The 13,079-nt window shown below is 70.9% G+C and carries 15 protein-coding genes; 8 read left to right on the top strand and 7 right to left on the bottom strand.

What is annotated here, in order from left to right:
• Positions 1–13 precede the first annotated feature (13 nt).
• From ACESMR_RS09075 to ACESMR_RS09090, 4 genes are read left to right on the top strand one after another with little or no spacing between them, the layout of a single operon-like run.
• The gene (locus ACESMR_RS09075) at positions 14–448 is read left to right on the top strand and encodes a hypothetical protein (protein WP_373046738.1); all 435 of its coding nucleotides are present in this window, start codon (positions 14–16) and stop codon (positions 446–448) included.
• 26 nt (positions 449–474) lie between these two features.
• Entirely contained in the window at positions 475–705 is a 231-nt protein-coding gene (locus ACESMR_RS09080) for a hypothetical protein (RefSeq protein ID WP_373046739.1), read from the top strand.
• Positions 702–884, top strand: a complete 183-nt coding sequence (locus ACESMR_RS09085; RefSeq protein ID WP_373046740.1) for a hypothetical protein — start codon at positions 702–704, stop codon at positions 882–884. The genes ACESMR_RS09080 and ACESMR_RS09085 overlap by 4 nt, the downstream gene beginning before the upstream one ends.
• A 12-nt stretch (positions 885–896) precedes the next feature.
• A complete protein-coding gene (locus ACESMR_RS09090) occupies positions 897–1,373 on the top strand; it encodes a CPBP family intramembrane glutamic endopeptidase (RefSeq protein WP_373046741.1) in 477 nt (158 codons plus the stop codon).
• Between the two features lie 27 nt (positions 1,374–1,400).
• On the opposite strand, the gene ACESMR_RS09095 is transcribed toward ACESMR_RS09090, so the two are convergent.
• Complete coding sequence (locus ACESMR_RS09095) at positions 1,401–2,099, bottom strand: hypothetical protein (RefSeq protein WP_373046742.1); 699 nt, start codon at positions 2,097–2,099, stop codon at positions 1,401–1,403.
• Positions 2,100–2,328: 229 nt separating this feature from the next.
• Here ACESMR_RS09095 and ACESMR_RS09100 point away from each other — a divergent pair, with 229 nt between their 5' ends.
• Positions 2,329–2,574, top strand: coding sequence for a type II toxin-antitoxin system HicA family toxin (locus tag ACESMR_RS09100; RefSeq protein ID WP_373047107.1), 246 nt, complete (start codon positions 2,329–2,331; stop codon positions 2,572–2,574).
• 3 nt (positions 2,575–2,577) lie between these two features.
• Complete coding sequence (locus ACESMR_RS09105) at positions 2,578–3,045, top strand: type II toxin-antitoxin system HicB family antitoxin (protein ID WP_373046743.1); 468 nt, start codon at positions 2,578–2,580, stop codon at positions 3,043–3,045.
• Between the two features lie 56 nt (positions 3,046–3,101).
• On the opposite strand, the gene ACESMR_RS09110 is transcribed toward ACESMR_RS09105, so the two are convergent.
• The 3 genes from ACESMR_RS09110 to nrfH all read right to left on the bottom strand — a co-directional run bounded on the left by ACESMR_RS09110 (position 3,102) and on the right by nrfH (position 6,299).
• Entirely contained in the window at positions 3,102–3,788 is a 687-nt protein-coding gene (locus ACESMR_RS09110) for a hypothetical protein (protein WP_373046744.1), read from the bottom strand.
• 455 nt (positions 3,789–4,243) lie between these two features.
• Complete coding sequence (locus tag ACESMR_RS09115) at positions 4,244–5,761, bottom strand: ammonia-forming cytochrome c nitrite reductase subunit c552 (protein ID WP_373046745.1); 1,518 nt, start codon at positions 5,759–5,761, stop codon at positions 4,244–4,246.
• Positions 5,762–5,819: 58 nt separating this feature from the next.
• Complete coding sequence (gene nrfH, locus ACESMR_RS09120) at positions 5,820–6,299, bottom strand: cytochrome c nitrite reductase small subunit (RefSeq protein WP_373046746.1); 480 nt, start codon at positions 6,297–6,299, stop codon at positions 5,820–5,822.
• Between the two features lie 230 nt (positions 6,300–6,529).
• On the opposite strand from nrfH, the gene cysK reads away from it, so the two are divergent.
• A complete protein-coding gene (cysK, locus tag ACESMR_RS09125) occupies positions 6,530–7,489 on the top strand; it encodes a cysteine synthase A (protein ID WP_373046747.1) in 960 nt (319 codons plus the stop codon).
• Positions 7,473–8,441 (top strand): serine O-acetyltransferase EpsC, encoded by a 969-nt coding sequence (gene epsC / locus ACESMR_RS09130; RefSeq protein ID WP_373046748.1) that lies wholly within the window; start codon positions 7,473–7,475, stop codon positions 8,439–8,441. Before cysK ends, epsC begins: the two co-directional genes overlap by 17 nt.
• A gap of 43 nt (positions 8,442–8,484) precedes the next feature.
• Here the strand turns inward: epsC and def are convergent, their stop codons facing one another.
• The 3 genes from def to ACESMR_RS09145 all read right to left on the bottom strand — a co-directional run bounded on the left by def (position 8,485) and on the right by ACESMR_RS09145 (position 13,063).
• Positions 8,485–9,060, bottom strand: coding sequence for a peptide deformylase (def, locus tag ACESMR_RS09135; protein ID WP_373046749.1), 576 nt, complete (start codon positions 9,058–9,060; stop codon positions 8,485–8,487).
• 38 nt (positions 9,061–9,098) lie between these two features.
• Positions 9,099–11,102 carry a hypothetical protein gene (locus tag ACESMR_RS09140; protein ID WP_373046750.1) on the bottom strand — a complete coding sequence of 668 codons (2,004 nt, stop codon included), beginning with the start codon at positions 11,100–11,102 and terminating at the stop codon, positions 9,099–9,101.
• Positions 11,103–11,224: 122 nt separating this feature from the next.
• Complete coding sequence (locus tag ACESMR_RS09145) at positions 11,225–13,063, bottom strand: sulfatase-like hydrolase/transferase (RefSeq protein ID WP_373046751.1); 1,839 nt, start codon at positions 13,061–13,063, stop codon at positions 11,225–11,227.
• Positions 13,064–13,079: the final 16 nt, after the last annotated feature.

Below are 13,079 nucleotides of genomic sequence, written 5' to 3' on the forward strand. Positions count from 1 at the left end.
CGTGGGCGAGAGAATGGAACGCCAGGGAGCGGCGGAGCGCCTCCCCGCCGCAGGGGAGGCAGCACCACCGGCGGTCCGATGGGACGCGGGCCGGGTGGTTTTCGGGGCGCTCGGCATCCTGATCATCGGGCCGAACATCTACCTGGCGTTCCACGATCACGAGACTTTCGACGTGGTCATCTGGGTGGGCGCCGGGGTCTTCGCGCTGATGACGCTGGCATTCGTGTCGGTGATGCGCGACCCGAGCGCGGGTCCGATCGCCCTGCGGCGCACCTCGTTCGCACTCCAGCTCCTCGTGGCGGCGATCTTCCTCCTGGTCGGTCCGATCATGCTGGCAGCGGCGAGCCTCTTCGGATTGGTGCTCGTCGGCCTTGGCGGGCCGCTGCTCTACTTCACGATCCAGGGCGAGCGCCGCCGGTCGCGACAGCGTCTCGTGGGGAGCCGCTGAAGTACGTGCGGCACACGAGGCGCCAGATGGACGAGTCCCCAGGCCGCCCGGGCAAGGGTTCGATCGCCCCTGTAGCGATCGACTGGGACCCGCTCGGCATGCTCGCCATCGTCGCTGGGGTGGTGCTGCTCGCCGTGGCGCTGAAGGTCGTGGAGTTGCGCAGCACCATGACGGTTGGCCTCGGCGTGCTGCTGCTCGTCGGCGGTCTCGCGTGCACCGTCACCCGCTGCCGGCGGCGCGGGAACGTGAACCGATGAATGCCGGCCTCGACGCAGCAGCACCGACCAGCAACTTCGCGCCACGTCTCCTCGGCTTCGTGGCGCTGCTCCTTGCCGTCGCCGCAGTGGAGTGGCTCGCCCTCGCCTTCTCCTCCTGGACCTGGAGCGTGGCCGCCGAGCGGCTGGTGGCGATGGAGGCAGGCGGGAGTACCTTCTAGGCGCCGTGGCTCGTGCTCCTCGTCGGCACCCTGGCCTTCGCGCCCCAGCACGCGGCACCCGAGCTCACCCGCCCCGAGTTCCGCGGCAGGTGGGCGTGGCTCGCAGGCCTCCTCGCCCTGGCGGCGGTGCTCTGGCTCTACCGGGGCGCCATCGTCCGGGCGGCGGCGCCGGCGGCGATCTTCCCCTCGCTCACCCCCGCCGTGATCAGCGGTGCGCTCTTCGCGCCGCTCGTCGAGGAGTGGATCTTCCGCGGCGTGCTCTGGCGGCAGCTCGCGCCGGCAGGTGCACCGCCCCGCGCCGTTGCCGCCGCCCTGCTCGCCACCTCGATCGCCTTCGGTCTCTGGCACCTTCCCTTCGCCGACCACGCGCCCATCCACGTGCACGCCCTCTTCGGCGCAGCGATGGGCCTGCTCCGCTGGCGGACGGGCAGCATCGTCCCCGGCATCGCCCTGCACGGCCTCGGGAACCTTCTCTCCTTCGTGCGCTGAGACGGGCCCGGAACGCCGGAGCGTGCGTCACGCCGTCCGCTGCGGGGCCGGTTGCGCTCGTCGCCAGCCGGCCTGGAGCAGCCACGTTCGCGGCTCGAGCACCAATGGACTCGTCCGCAGCAACATCGTCGGCGGGACGTGCTCCGCGGGGCCCGACGCGTAGTCGTCGGCGAGCACGAGGCCCACGCGCTCGCCCCGCTCGACCAGGTGCTTGCGGAGGTTGGAGAGGACGTAGCGGATCGCGTTCGCCACCTGCCGCGGCGTGCGGAGCACGGCGAGGTGGTAGCGGTCGGCGACGACAGGCCCTTTGCGGCCCATCATCCGGTTGAGCCCCTTCCCCAGCCGGATCCCGATCGAGCGCATCGCGCGGGAGAGCATCCCGCGGCTCTCCACCTCGGCGATGAGGTGGAGGTGGTTGCCCTGCACCGAGAAGTGGGTGATCCGCATCCCCGTTTCCCGGACGCCGAGGAGCGCGCGGGAGACGACGCGGAACGATCGCTTCGAACGCAGGCTCCAGACATCGGGCCGCATCCGCAGGGTGACGTGCACCGGGTGGCGGCGCTCGAGCACCGGGCGCTCGAGGTGGGGGACGCCGGGCCCTTCAGATTGCCGCGGCTCCTTCGGCTTACGCCCGGCGCCGGCCCGCGCGCCACCCCAGTTGCGCGCCGGCAGATCGAGCTCGGCCTGCTGCCAAAGCTTCGACTTGCTTGCTGCCCTGCGTGCCATCTTCGCCCCCCGACGAACGAGCACCGACTTGATTAGCGTATGTGACTTCCAACCTGCTTTCTACGCTCCGAACGGGAGACCGGATGGGCTCGTTATCCAAGCGGAAAGGGTGGATCGACGGTGGCCACCGCGACGCGCCAGCCCACAGAGCGGGTAGCGTACGCATGCTCCGACGCCTCCTCCGCCCGGGGCATGGTTGACTGGTACCGCATGCGGTACCAATCTCCCAATGACTCGGCGGGCGAAGCTCGAGGCGGCGATTCGGAACAATCCCCGCAACGTGCGGTTCGCCGACCTGTGCAGGCTGCTCGAGCATGCGGGTTTCCGTCTCGAACGAACGAGAGGCTCCCACCACGTGTTCCGGAGGGCGGGGCTGCCGCTGGTCAACCTGCAGGCAACCTCGGACGGGCGAGCGAAGGCGTACCAGGTCGAGCAGGTGCTCTCGATGCTCGACGAAATGGAAGCGGGGAAGTAGCGGATGAAGCCGTCGCACTACAGCATCCACGTGACCTGGAGCGAAGAGGACGATTGCTTCGTCGCCCGCGTGCCGGCGCTACCAGGATGTGCGGCACACGGGGCGAGCGCGGCGGAGGCGACGGCGAACGCCGAGGACGCGGCCGCGCTGCTGCTCGAGGTGATGGCAGAACACGGCGAGCCGCCTCCCACCGAGGATTCGGAGCCGCCGCACTCGGGAAACATCCGGCTCCGCCTGCCACGCTCGCTGCACGGCCGGTTGGATGCGCTGGCCCACGCCGAAGGCGTCTCGCTCAACCAGCTCATGGTCGCGCTGCTGGCAGAGGGGATCGGGTACCGCGCAGCCGCGGCGGGCGAGGGGCGGGCACTTGCCGCGTTCCGGGAAGCCGAGCCGCCGTACGGCGCCGGCACTTCCTCCGCCGCCACCAAGCCGAACGCGCCAGCCCGGCGCCGCACCAGGCCCGGCAAGTAGCACTGCCGGGCGGGAGCCCAGCAGCCTTCCGCATGGCGGCAGCTCGTCCGCTCGATTCACGAGCGCGGCGTCGCTCGTCGCCAGCCGTCCTGGAGCAGCCACGTTCGCGGCTCGAGCACCAATGGACTCGTCCGCAGCAACATCGTTGGCGGGACGTGCTCCGCGGGGCCCGACGCGTAGTCGTCGGCGAGCACGAGGCCCACGCGCTCGCCCCGCTCGACCAGGTGCTTGCGGAGGTTGGAGAGGACGTAGCGGATCGCGTTCGCCACCTGCCGCGGCGTGCGGAGCACGGCGAGGTGGTAGCGGTCGGCGACGACAGGCCCTTTGCGGCCCATCATCCGGTTGAGCCCCTTCCCCAGCCGGATCCCGATCGAGCGCATCGCGCGGGAGAGCATCCCGCGGCTCTCCACCTCGGCGATGAGGTGGAGGTGGTTGCCCTGCACCGAGAAGTGGGTGATCCGCATCCCCGTTTCCCGGACGCCGAGGAGCGCGCGGGAAACGACGCGGAACGAGCGCTTCGAGCGCAGGCTCCAGACCTCGGGACGCATCCGCAGGGTCACGTGCACCGGGTGGCGGCGCTCGAGCACCGGGCGCTCGAGGTGGGGGACGCCGGGCTCTTCAAATTGCCGCGGCTCCTTCGGCTTGCGCCCGGCGCCGGCCCGCGCGCCACCCCAGTTGCGCGCCGGCAGATCGAGCTCGGCCTGCTGCCAAAGCTTCGGCTTGCTTGCTGCCCTGCGTGCCATCTTCGCCCCCCGAAGAACGAGCACCAACTTGAATAGCGTATGTGCGTTTCGGCCTGCTTTCTACGCTCTGAATGGGAGACCGGATGGGCTCGTTGGCCATGCGGCGGGTGGATGGATGGCGGCCCCGACGACGCAGCTACGACCCCGGGCAGCACCTGCGAACGAGCCGTTGCGGCACCCCGACGAGACGGCCTTCTGCAGCTGCCCGACGACGGACGGCGGCTGTGCGTGCAACGGCCGCGACGATTGCCAGGCGTCTGCTACGTCGGCACCTATTGCGGAGGCGACGGGCCGAGCTTCGGCAGCTGCCGGACACGGTGCTCGACGAGGCCGATTGCAGCCGCCAGCTGCTCCGCAACGGCGAACGTCGCGAGCGCTGCTACTGACCGAAAATGCGAGCGCCGCGTCCCGATGTGGGGCGCGGCGCTCGTCTTTCACACCCTCACGTCCGTCCGTCAGTGGGCGGTGGCGGTCGGGGTGGGCTGCTGTGCCGGGGCGGGGGCTGCGGGAGCGGCGGGCGCTGCAGCGGGGGCCGGTGCGGGCACGGCGGTCATCACCGGGCTCGGCTCCTCGGTCTTCTTCGTGGGGACGAAGCCTGCCTCCCGCACCGCGAGCTGGCCGAGGCGGGCGTACTCCGCCGCCTCGCCGAGGATGCGCATCGCCTCCTGCGGCGCGTGGAAGCCCACCGAGTTCTCGGCCTCGACGTAGTCGGTGTAGAAGCCGGACTTGCGCTGGAGCTCGAGGGCCTTGGCGAGCTGCTCGGCGGTGAAGCCCGCGGCCTTCGCCTCCTTGATGTCCTCGATCAGCGCCATGTGGGCGTCCATGGCCTTGTCGCGCATGTGGATGGTCTTGTCCTGGATCCCTTCGACGCGGGCCTGGAGCTCGGCCTCGCTCGCCTTGTGGCAGGTCTGGCAGGCCTTGTTCACGTTGAGCAGCGGGCTGCGCACGTGGTGGTCGGAGACCTTCTGCGCGCCGACGCGGGTATAGGGCATGTGGCAGTCGGCGCAGGCGACGCCGGCCTTGGCGTGGGTGCCCTGGCTGTAGAGCTCGAACTCGGGGTGCTGGGCCTTCAGGGAGGGCGCACCGGTCTCGGCGTGGGTCCAGTCCTTGAAGCCGATCTCCTGGTAGTACTCGTAGGCGCCGTCGACGGTGAGACCGTTCTCCCAGGGATAGGTGAGGCGCTTCTTGTCGCCCTTGAAGTGGTACTCGACGTGGCACTGGCCGCAGACGTAGGAGCGCATCTCCTGCCTCGTGGCGTCGCGGTTCACGTCGTAGTTGGCGATTCCCTCGTGCTTCTTGAGGGCGGCGATCCCTTCGATGAAGCCGGGGCGGGTCACGCGCAGCTGCATCGTCTTCGGGTCGTGGCAGTCGATGCAGGCGACCGGATGCTCCGCGAGCTTGGCGGCGTCGTGGTAGGGCATCTGGTTGACCTTCTCGAAGCCCGCCATCAGGTCGCCGTCGCCGGCCTTCTTGTAGACGTTGTAGACCGACGCGTGGCAGTGCATGCAGGTGCCCGGCTGGTTCACCACGTGGACGCGCTGGGTGAGCTTCTGGTCCTCGAACATGTAGGCGTGGCCGCGCTCCTCGCGGAAGTCCTTGGCGAAGGCGTAGCCGGCCCAGAGCTTCTTCAGCCGCGGATCGAGCTCGATCTTCGACTGCGAGACCACGGTGCGCGGATCCTGGGCGGTGGGCTCGTGGGGCAGGGCCTCGGAGCCACCGTGCTTGGTGCGCTCCATGTCGACGGTCTTGGTGTACTGGTCGTATTGGATCGGGAAGTTCTTCCCCCAGATCGCCGGATCGTCGGTCTCGTCGGTCAGCTCGACGACGCTGAAGAATGGCTGCCTGGCCTCCTGCTTCTTCTCGGTGATGTTGACGAGGAGTGCGGCGGCCCCCGCTGCTGCGGCGGCAGCCACCACCGCCGCGAGGACGAGGGTGCCCAGGCGGCGAGAAGTCTTGTTCTCAGGGGTGTTCATGTCGTCTTGCTCGAAGTGCGGCGAGGGCCGCTGCGGGTAGAAGATCTCTCGGAAATCGCTAGCGATCGTCGGGGTGGCCCACCGAGCCGTGGCACCGGATGCAGCTCACCCCTTCCGCGTCCGCGTGGGCGGTGTCCATCTGGTCGACCAGCGCCCCGTGGCAGTTGCGGCAGGCCGCCTCGGTGATCTCGCGGTTGTGGGCGCGGATCTGGATCGGGTCCTTGAACTCGCCGGTGGTGAATTTGAGGCCGTGCCAGAAGCCGTTGTCGGCCTTGTTCACGTATTTGGCGACGAGGCCCGTCGGCGCGTGGCAGTCGTTGCAGGTCGCCACGGAGCGGTGGCTCGACTTCGTCCAGCCGGCGTAGTGGTTCTCCATGACGTGGCAGTTGGCGCACGCCGTGGGATCGTCCTGCAGGTACGAGTAGCCCTTCGCATAGACGAAGGTGTAGCCGCCCGTGCCCACCGCGGCGCCGATGGCGACAGCGAGGGCGAGGGTGGCGATGGCGAAGGCGGAGCGGCTCTTGATCGATGGGGCCATGGGCGTCCTCGCGCCGCCCATAAGGGCGCACTTCCGCTGCACAAGACCGCCATGTCCCCTGGATCGCGAAAGAAAGGCAGACCCCGCCGCTCGCATCAGAAGACGCGATGCAGGTGCATCGGTCAGGTGCCCGATAGCGGCGGAGATTGGAGCGGCAAGCAGCGGCGCTCTCCGCTAGGCTTCCCTCCCACATGCCGCTCGCGCGCCGAGAGGGCCGGAAGGAGAACCCCATGCACGGACGGGTCTACGACGACGTCACCCAGCTCATCGGCCGCACGCCCATCGTGCGGCTCTCGCGCACCACCGGCCCCGGGGAGGCGACCATCCTCGCCAAGGTCGAGTTCTTCAACCCCGGTGGCTCGGTGAAGGACCGGATCGGCCTCGCGATGATCGAGGACGCCGAGAAGGACGGCCGCCTGAAGCCCGGGATGACCGTGATCGAGCCCACCTCCGGCAACACCGGCGTCGCCCTGGCGATGGTCTGCGCGGTGAAGGGCTACCGCTGCGTCCTCACCATGCCCGAGAGCATGAGCGTCGAGCGCCGCCGCATCCTCGAGGCCTACGGCGCCGAGCTCGTCCTCACCCCGGCGGCCAAGGGCATGAACGGCGCCGTCGAGGCAGCGCAGGAGATCGTCCGCGACCTCGGCGAGAAGGGCTTCATGCCCCAGCAGTTCGAGAACCCGTCGAACCCCGCGGTCCACCGCCGCACCACCGCCGCGGAGATCCTCGCGGACCTCGACATCACGAAGGTCGACGCGGTGGTCCTCGGCATCGGCACCGGCGGCACCATCTCCGGTGCGGGCAAGGCCCTCAAGGAGAAGAACCCCGACCTGCGCATCGTCGCCGCGGAGCCGAAGCGCTCGCCGCTCCTCACCGAGGGCAAGGCGGGTCCCCACCGGATCCAGGGCTGGGGCGCCAACTTCATCCCGGCGATCCTCGACCGCTCGGTCTACGACGAGGTGATCGACGTCACCGACCAGGACGCCTACCTCGCCGCCCGCGACCTCGCCAGGCAGGAGGGGCTCCTCGTCGGCGTCTCCTGCGGCGGCGCCCTCGTCGCCGCCCGCGAAGTGGCCCGGCGCCTCGGCCCCGGCAAGACGGTGCTCACCCTCCTGCCCGACACCGGTGAGCGCTATTGGAGCTCGTTCGCCGCCTTCGCAGAGGAGCTGGCCAGTGCCGCACAGCCCTGACCGGCTGACCGATCCGCGCTTCAGCCAGGCGGTGGAGGAGCTCCTCGGCTCCTACGTCTCCCAGGGCGGGATCAACCACATCGAGGGGCACAACCTCCCCACGCAGGAGACGGTGCACGCCATCATCCGCGAGCTGGAGGCGGTGCTCTTCCCCGGCTACTACGAGGCCGAGCGGCTCGGGCGGCGCAACGCCCGCTACGTGATCGGCGAGCGCTGCGCCCGGATCTTCCACCAGCTCGCGCAGGAGGTGGCCAAGAGCCTCGAGCACACGGAGCGCTGCGAGACCGCAGGCGACGAGGTGAGCGGGCCCCGGGCGGAGATGCGCGGCGAGCAGATCGCGATGGAGCTGCTCGAGGCGCTGCCTGCGATCCGCGAGCTCCTCCACGAGGACGCACAGGCAGCGGTGGACGGCGATCCCGCGGCGCGCTCGATCGTCGAGGTGCTGCTCTCCTATCCGTCGGTGCGGGCCATCGGCATCTTCCGGGTGGCCCACTTCCTCCACGGGAAGCAGGTGCCGCTCATCCCGCGCATGATGACCGAGTACGTGCACGCGCGGACCGGCATCGACATCCACCCGGGCGCCACCATCGGCGCCGGCCTCTTCATCGACCACGGCACCGGCGTGGTGATCGGCGAGACGGCGAAGATCGGCAAACGCTGCAAGATCTACCAGGGCGTCACTCTGGGCGCCTTGAGCGTGGAGCGGCACGGCGAACCGGGGTGGAAGCCGCAGCAGCGCCACCCCACCCTCGAGGATCACGTCACCGTCTACGCCGGCGCGACGATCCTCGGCGGACGCACGGTGATCGGCGAGGGGAGCGTGATCGGCGGCAACGTCTGGCTGACGCGCTCAGTGCCGCCGGGCACCAAGGTGCAGATCGAGCCGCCGTACCTGATCTACCGGGCGAAGGGCAGCGAGCCGGTGAAGGAAGCGATCGACTACGCCATCTGATCGGCAGGTCCCGCCTCGGGCGAAGGGGGCGGGACCGTGGGCCTCAGCTCCCGAAGCGCGCCACCAGCGCCCGCACCCGCTCGACGAAGGCATCCTTGTGGTGCCGCTCGAACTCCTTCCACGTGCAGAGCGTGGTGGTGTCCTTCACCCGATCGACGAAGAGCTTGCCCAGCAGGTGATCACACTCGTGCTGGTAGGTGCCGGCGGAGAGCCCCTGCACCACCTCGTCGATCTCGTTGCCGTGGCGATCCCAGGCCTTCACCCGGATCCGCACGTGGCGCGGCACCACGCCGCGCAAGTCGGGCACGGAGAGGCAGCCCTCGAAGTTCTCGAAGAGCTCGTCGTCCAGCGGCTCGATCACCGGGTTCACCAGCACGGTGAGCGGGATCTTCGGCTTGTACGGATAGCGGGGGTTGTCGCCCACCTCGATCACCGTGATCTGCACCGGCTCGTGGACCTGGTTGGCGGCGAGGCCGGCGCCGTTCGCCTCGCGCATCGTCTCGATCAGGTCGTCGATGAAGGCCTGCATCGCAGGCGTCTCGAGCTCGGCGCGGGTGACGGCGCGGGCCTGCTGGCGGAGGACGGGATGGCCGATGGTGGCGATCTTGCGGATGGTCATGGCGGCGGAGGATACCCGCGCCGCTTCCACCAGGCCACTCAGCGAACCGCCGCCTCGTCGCTCTCCTCGGCGAGGGCCGCGAGGGCGGCGATCACCGCTGCGCCAGCCTCCAGCGCGGGCACCTTGCCGATCTCGATCACCGGCAGCCGCTCCAGCCCGGGCTGCGCCCGGAGCTGCTCGACCAGCGCCGCTGCGGGGCTGTCGGGGAGATCGCCCACCACCGCCGCGACGAGCCGCTCGCCCAGGGCGAGACGCAGCTCCACCGCCTGCTGCACCTCGAGGGTGGGGATCCGGGCAGCGAGGAGCTCGGCGACCACCGGCGCCGCTGCGGCGGGATCGGCGATCGCCACCAACACCCGCCCCGCCTCCTGGGGAAAGGTCGCCGCCACCTCGGCGGCGAGGGCGAGGAACGCCTCCTGCTGCAGCCGCGGATCCCGCTGCAGGCCGAGGAGCGTCGCCGCAGCCTCCGCGTCGGGGATCGCGGTGCCCACCGCCTCGACGAAGGTGATGCCGGCGCCGAAGGCCGCAGCAGCAGCCCCGGCAGGCGCGCCTCCCTCGAGCAGGTCGAAGAGGTCCGCCAGCTCCGCGGCGTCGTCGGGCAGCGCCGCCTCGAAGCGGGCGCGATCCGGGCAGCGAAAAGGTCCCGGCCCCGCGAGGAGGACCGCCGCCTCCGCAGCAGCTGCGACACGCTCGACCTCGGCGGAGGAAGCGCCGAGGCGCATCGCCATCCGCCGCACCAGCGCCGGCAGTGCGCCGATCCCGGTGCGCTCCGCCAGCAGGGCGCCGAGGAGATGCGCGCGCATCCGCGTCACCGCAGCAGGGGTCTCCTCCTCGAGGAGGAGCGCCGTCGGAAGCTCTTCGTCCGGCACGAGGAGCGCGCTCGGGATCTCCCAGGCGTCGGAGCCCTCCGCCGGTGCGGCGACCGCCACCGGCGCGACCGGAGGCGCGACGGGCCTGGCGACCCAGGGAAGCATCGGGGGCGCAGGCGGCCACGGAGTCCCCGCAGCCAGCGGCGCAGGCGATGGCGCTTCGGCCTCGTCCTGCGCGGCGGTGCTTTCCCAGCTCCCCGCCTGCTCGGCGATCTCCCCGCGGTAGAAGCGCCCGAGGCCCCGCCGGATCGTCCCCTCGGTGGCGAACGCGCCACGCACCGACGGCACGCCGACCAGGAATTTGAGCTCGTCGAGCACCGCCAGGTCCCGCGGCTCGACCATCGCGCAGGTGAGCTCCTTGCCCCGCAGCGAAAGGGGCAGCACCCCGAGCCGCTCCGCCCTCTCCAGCGGGAGCAGCGCCACCACGTCCCGCGGCACCGCCATCTCGGCGACCTTCGCCTCGGAGACGAAGGGGATCCCGGTCTGCTCACTCAGGGCACGGACCACGTCGCCCTCGCCGACGAATCCCTCCGCCACGAGGATCTCGCCGAGGAGGCCGCCGCCCCGAGTCTGCTGGTGCAACGTCCGGTCGAGGGTCTCCGTCTCGAGCCTGCCCCGGGCCACGAGGATCTCGCCGAGCAGGCGGCCGCGCATCGCCCGCCGCTCCGGGACCTTCACGTCCTGCTGCGGCGCGGGCTGCAGCGCGGACGCCGGCACCCGGGCCACACCGATCTGCCCGAGGGTGACCCGCCCGCCTGGTTCGCCGAGGCGGACGAGCAGCTCCGCGAGCTCCCGCTCGCCGGCGAGTTCCGCGCCCACCGCGCTGCGGAAGGCAGCGACCAGGCTCGCCATGTCGGGGAAGCGTCCCTTCGGATCGTCGCCGAGGGCCCGCGCCAGGATCCCGCCCAGCGCCAGCGGCATCCCCTGGAGCCTGGAGTTGCTCCCGCTGCGGCCCGCGAGGAGATCGGTGATGAGAGCGGCGAGCTCGGCTGCAGCTGCAGCAGGCGCAACGGCGTCGCCGCTGCCGCCACGGAGGCTGCCATCCCCACAGACGAACAGATCGCCCGGCGCGCCACCTGCTGCGGCCTCTGCGGCCTTGAGCGCCAGCGCCACCGCGTCACGGGGCGACAGCTGCGTGCCCCGCGCCACGGCGCCGGCGACGACCTCTCGCAATCTGCCCAGTGACGCAGCTCCGCCCATTGCCCCCGCCGACCTCTCGGTTGAAGAGGTCGGAGGTTACCCCTGCCTGCCCCGTCCCGAAAATCCCATGGGCCTGCGTCCCATGGACGGTTCCCTCAAGGCGCGGCGGAGAGGGTCTGGGAGCCCATCTGGCCCCGCAGCGTGCGGATCAGCCGCGGCGCCTCGGCGCGGAAACGGGCCTCGCCGTCGGGCAGCGGCCGGTCGAAGAGATCGGTCACCTGCACCGAGCCGAAGCCGCCGTCCTGGCCGAGGAAGCGCACCTTCAGCTCCGCGCCGACCAGGGCGAAACGCGGCTCCCAGCCCACCGTCGCGAGGATGTAGCGATCCGCCGGCGCGGTGTGCATCGGCAGGCCGTCGGCGAAGAGCGAGGGATCGTGCTCGTCGCCGAGGAGGGAGAAGAGCGTGGGCACCACGTCCACGTGGCCGGTGACCCGATCGATCCGCCCCGGCTCGAGGATCTCGTCGATCACCACCATCGGCACGTGGATCTGCTCGCGGGTGACGTCCGAGGAGTGGCCGACGCGGCCGTGTTCGCGGAACTCCTCGCCGTGGTCGCCGGTGACGATCAGCGTCGGCCGCGTTCCGCGGGTCGCCTGCCAATGCTGGAGGAACGCCTCGATCTTGGTGTCCACCTCGCGGGCGGCGTTCTTCGCCCGGGCCACCAGCAGCGCCGGATCGACCCGGGCGGCGGCCATGCTCCCCTTGCCGTCCCAGGCCGGCGCGAAGACCGCCGAGCGCTCGGGGTAGGTGTAGTTGAAGTGGGTGCCGTCGAAGAAGAGGAAGAGGAAGAGCGGCGCCTCCTGCCGCGCCCCGGCGACGATCGCCTCCGCCCGCTCCATCATCTGCACGTCGCGGGTGTGGCCGACGCCCTTGAAGTCGGTCTGCAGGCCGTCGAGCACGTCGCGGAAGACCGTCTCCTTGAGATCCATCCAGTCGACGGAGGAGGCTGCGAGCAGCGAGGTCTGGTAGCCGTTGGCCTTGAGCGCCGGGAAGAGGAGCGGCGACCTGCCGGCGCCGATCACCGCGTCGCGGCGCTGTGCGTCGAGGCCGTAGAAGAGGCTGAAGAGCGCGAAGTGGGTGGAGCTCGCCGAGGCGTGGTGGCGGGTGAAGACCGTGCCGGCTTCGGCCCGGCGGACGAGGCTGGGCATCACCTCGGGGGTGAGGAAGTCGGCCCGCAGGCTCTCGATCAGGAGCACCACCACGTCGGGCTTGCGGCGGAAGTGGACCGAGGCGGGATCGAGTTTGCCAGGCGGCGTCCCCGCCTGCGGCAGCGTATCGAGGCGGAGGTCCGCCACCGCCTTCCTGCCGGTGAGCTTGCCCAGGAGCTTGTTCATCCGGATCGGCGGCTGGAGCGGCATCGTCGTTCCCGCTGCCATCACCGCCTGGCCGCCGTCGAAGGTGAGACCCGCCACCGCGAGGCGATCGCCCACCCAGAGCAGCAGCACCGCGAGGGCCCACGGCCAGGTGCGCCGGCCCCCGGCGAAGCGGCGGAGGAAGCGGCTGCCGAGCCAGGTGTCGAGCGCCAGCACCGCCACCACGGCGACGCCGAAGAGCGCCACCTCGCCTGCGGGCAGGCCCGTCTCCTCGAGGGCGCCGGGCTGCATCGCCACCTGCAGCACCAGGCCGTTCACGTGGAAGCCGAGCGAGGCGTAGACCAGGCTGTCGAAGAGGAAGAAGAGGCCGACGAGGCCGAGGAGGAGGGGCGCCGCGACGGCGTAGCGGCGGCCGAGCACCAGGAGCGGCAGCGTGGCGAGGAACGCGACGAGGCCGACGAAGAGCCCCTGGAGGACGAAGCCGAACCGGAGCGCCGCGGCGGTCGCGCCCGGGAGTGGCTCCACCGCGCGCGCGAGCGGGCCCGCGAAGAAGAGGACCACGAGCAGGCCGTGGAGCAGGGCCCAGAAGAGCGCGGGGCGTAGGTAGGAGCGTGCGGACAAATCGGACCTCGGGACG

The sequence above is a fragment of the Vulgatibacter sp. genome (genome assembly GCF_041687135.1).
Taxonomy (GTDB): domain Bacteria; phylum Myxococcota; class Myxococcia; order Myxococcales; family Vulgatibacteraceae; genus JAWLCN01.